This window comes from Halocynthiibacter sp., from assembly GCF_049608145.1.
Classification (GTDB): domain Bacteria; phylum Pseudomonadota; class Alphaproteobacteria; order Rhodobacterales; family Rhodobacteraceae; genus Halocynthiibacter.
Map to the genome: position 1 here is coordinate 1 of NZ_JBMYXF010000097.1, position 3166 is coordinate 3166.

The 3166-nt window shown below is 55.1% G+C and carries 4 protein-coding genes; 3 read left to right on the forward strand and 1 reads right to left on the reverse strand.

Features of this window, described 5'->3' with window-relative positions:
* From ACPGUT_RS15830 to ACPGUT_RS15840, 3 genes are all read left to right on the forward strand, one after another.
* The coding region (locus ACPGUT_RS15830; protein WP_423993051.1) for a hypothetical protein at positions 1-380 on the forward strand (380 nt) is incomplete at its 5' end.
* Positions 381-389: 9 nt separating this feature from the next.
* Positions 390-2348, forward strand: a complete 1959-nt coding sequence (locus ACPGUT_RS15835) for a hypothetical protein (protein WP_423993053.1) — start codon at positions 390-392, stop codon at positions 2346-2348.
* 205 nt (positions 2349-2553) lie between these two features.
* Entirely contained in the window at positions 2554-2763 is a 210-nt protein-coding gene (locus tag ACPGUT_RS15840) for a hypothetical protein (protein WP_423993055.1), read from the forward strand.
* Between the two features lie 167 nt (positions 2764-2930).
* On the opposite strand, the gene ACPGUT_RS15845 is transcribed toward ACPGUT_RS15840, so the two are convergent.
* Positions 2931-3166 (reverse strand): hypothetical protein (locus tag ACPGUT_RS15845; RefSeq protein WP_423993057.1); only part of this gene is annotated, 236 nt, incomplete at its 5' end.

The window sequence follows — 3166 nt, forward strand, 5'->3', positions numbered from 1 at the left end:
CAATTGCTGTGACACAGACCAGCGCGCTTATTGCCAATTATCTGGCAGTAGTGGCGGTCGAGGGTTCCACGCAGGTCGATGATACAAGCGGCGCGTTCTCTTTCGGCGGTGCATCTTATTCAGCGGACGTTACACCTGCCGGAACACCTTTTGCCCTGATTGCCGTCGCAATGGGCGATGAAGAGAATTTCGGCACGCATAGTTGGAGCAGCAACGTCACACAGGCAACCTATGCAGAGCCGATTGACACTTTTGACTATGCCGGGTCGATTGCAACCGCGATCAGCTCCGGTGCTGCGGCATTGCAGAGCATAACCTTTACCAAGGATGGCGCATCGGCGGCAACGCGATCCGGCATCATTGTCATGGCAATTTCATAGGAGCCTGACATGCCTTTAGATATGACCTTCACCCCGTCCGTCGCGGCTAATAGCCCTGTGTGGGACTACGCGCAGGCCAATGCGGATGGGGGTGTGAGCGTCACAATCGACACGAACACCTCGGATTACGATGTTTCGCCAAAGCCCGCGCATTTTCAACTGACGCTGACCGGGTTCGACACAAATACCGCTGGTAGTACAACCGTTTATGACGCAAGCTACCACGATAAGCGAGTTTATTGGGACTATGGAGAAGGGTACACTTTCACCGCGCCAACGCAGGTCATTGCCGCCGACGCTGCGGACGGGGGGAGTCGCTCAAATAGCCAGTACAGCCTTGGAAGCCTCGGGGCGCACCTCTATCGCGCGGTGGGCACTCATACTGTTCGGGTGGCGGTCTATGAGCCATCATCGCAAAAATGGGGATACGCGACCACCACGGTTTCCGTCACGGACATTGACACGTTTTTCGGCACGGATACGATTTATGTTCACCCGTCAGGCGACTACACCAACAGCCAAGCGGGATGGACAAATGTAACAACGCTGGCGGCGGCTTTCTCGGCACACAATGGCAGTAACACGCCAACGCGGATCGTGCTTGAGAACGGGCAGACCTATCCGCTGACAACTTCCTATATCTTTCGCCCCATTGGCTCAGATGATGAAATCCTTTACCTAACCGCGCGAGATATCGCCGGTACGCGGCCTATCGTCAGTGTGTCGAGTATTGCAAGCGATGATGCTGTAATCACCGACAGGGCAAAGGGAAACAGCACCGGCAAAACTGGCGCAGTTTTTAGGGGGGTTCACTTCCAAGGCACATGGGACACCGAAGCGCAAACCGGAGAACAGGCGGAGTTTTATCGGAGGTTCGGTGAAAGCGGCTCCGAGGGGTCAAAGTCAGCCGCATTTGATCGGTGCTCTTTTGATGGATTTGGCAAGTCGCTTGATCTGCAAAACGATGTTCCCGGGTCTCTGGTGACGCTTAATGATTCCACGATCACCAATTGGGGAAACTTCGGCATAATGTCTCAGGGTCTTTACGGCGTGGACGAAATTAGCGTTGTTGGTTCATCAATTTCCCAGAACGTAGACGCCGTTGTGGGCGGACCCGATAACCAGCAGCCAGTTAACAATCGTCATGGGCCGATGCGGATCGCAAAAGCACCGTTCACGGCTCTTTTGTGCAGTGATTTTCTCTCAACAACCGGCTGGTCTGGGGGCGGTGGCGGCATTTCTGCTGCCCAGCCTGCTATTCGTCAAGGGTCTGGCCTTGCAGGTCAGTCAGTGCCCGATGGCGCTCGGTCAATGTACTACGGATCAACTTTTGAGAGTCCATACATTGTCGTTCAGCCCGGCGCGCAGAACGATACAACATTTTCAAATTCAATCAACATGCTTGCAGAAAAGTGCATTTTTCTTGCAGGGGCGCAGGCGAGATGCGTCATCAGCCATACCCACAGTGGTATTACCTTGAGGAAATGCGCCTTGGTGTTCACGGCGGGCGCGCGGAATATCAATACTATCGGCATGACTGCGTACCAGCCTCAAGCCTTCCTCCAGTGTATCAGTGATACGCTCGGAACCGGCCACCTAGACGATCCGGTCATCATGGAGGACTGCGACCTCATTAACCTGTCAAATCAGGCAATGGTCTATGGTGAGTACCAAAACACATCTGGCGAAGCGGCATTTGTTTTTTCGGATGTGCGCTTGAACAGAAACATCACCAGCCAGCCTAATCTTGGAAGCCCTACAGGAACCCACAATCCTGTGGTTTCAAACGTGCTGGCCGGGGGGCGTTACAAGGGTGTTCGGACCAACAACGGAACGCTCTATGCTCAATTTGCGCACACCGTGAACGATCTTCAGCACCTCACCCCGCAATCCGGCTCCAGTGCACTCAATGGCAGCGGAGACCAGATTGCCGGGGCGGCTGACTTTGCGGAAGACTACGAGGTCTAAAGCACCCCGATCACCGGCAACAGATAGGCCAGCGCGGCCAGCGATGCAAAGACGATCAGGGCGGTGATGATTGCTCTTGCTATAGGGCGATTTGTCATGCTGAGCCCACCAAGAGAAGCAGTAAGATAACCGCAGTCGCGGCCCACAAGATCAGGAACCAAGTTATTACGTTCATGTTCAGCACCCCTTCCCGGGAAGGATGCACTTGACCGGCTTGTCAGGCGTATCGGGCTTCTGTGGCTCGGATGGCGTCTCAGGGCGCGCCTGTGGCCGTGTGCTGCGCTCTGGGGCTGCGTCTGGCCTATCACCGCAATTGCGCGTCTTGCCCCATTCTGAGGCGCGTGGGCATGGCTCTGGCGCATTCAGCGCGGCAATGGGTACGATCGGCACCGGCTCGCCCTTTCCGGCGGTGTAGATCTGATCTGTGATACCGCTTGGTTGAGGCCCGCAGGCCGCAAGGCTTGCGAGAATCGGTGCGATGAATATGGTCTTGGTGTTCATGTCATTTCCTTTTTGAACGAGGGGGATTGTGTGAACGCACGGGCCGGGGGTCGCCAAACTACCGGCTCGTGCTGTGGGGGTTCAGGTGATTTTGCGCGCGTAGCCTATTTCCTCTGATTTCGCGTTGAACGTGCGAATTACGGCATCTTCCAGATCAATGCCTTGAGATTGTGCCAGTAAGTCCAAGTAGATAAATGTATCTGCGATTTCACCCGCAAGCTTCTGACGTAATTCTTCCGGCGTCTCTTTGTTACCGGTTATTCCGTCGCGGACTCGGTTGAGCTTCTTCGCGATGTTGGCAGCCTCACCCAATTCGC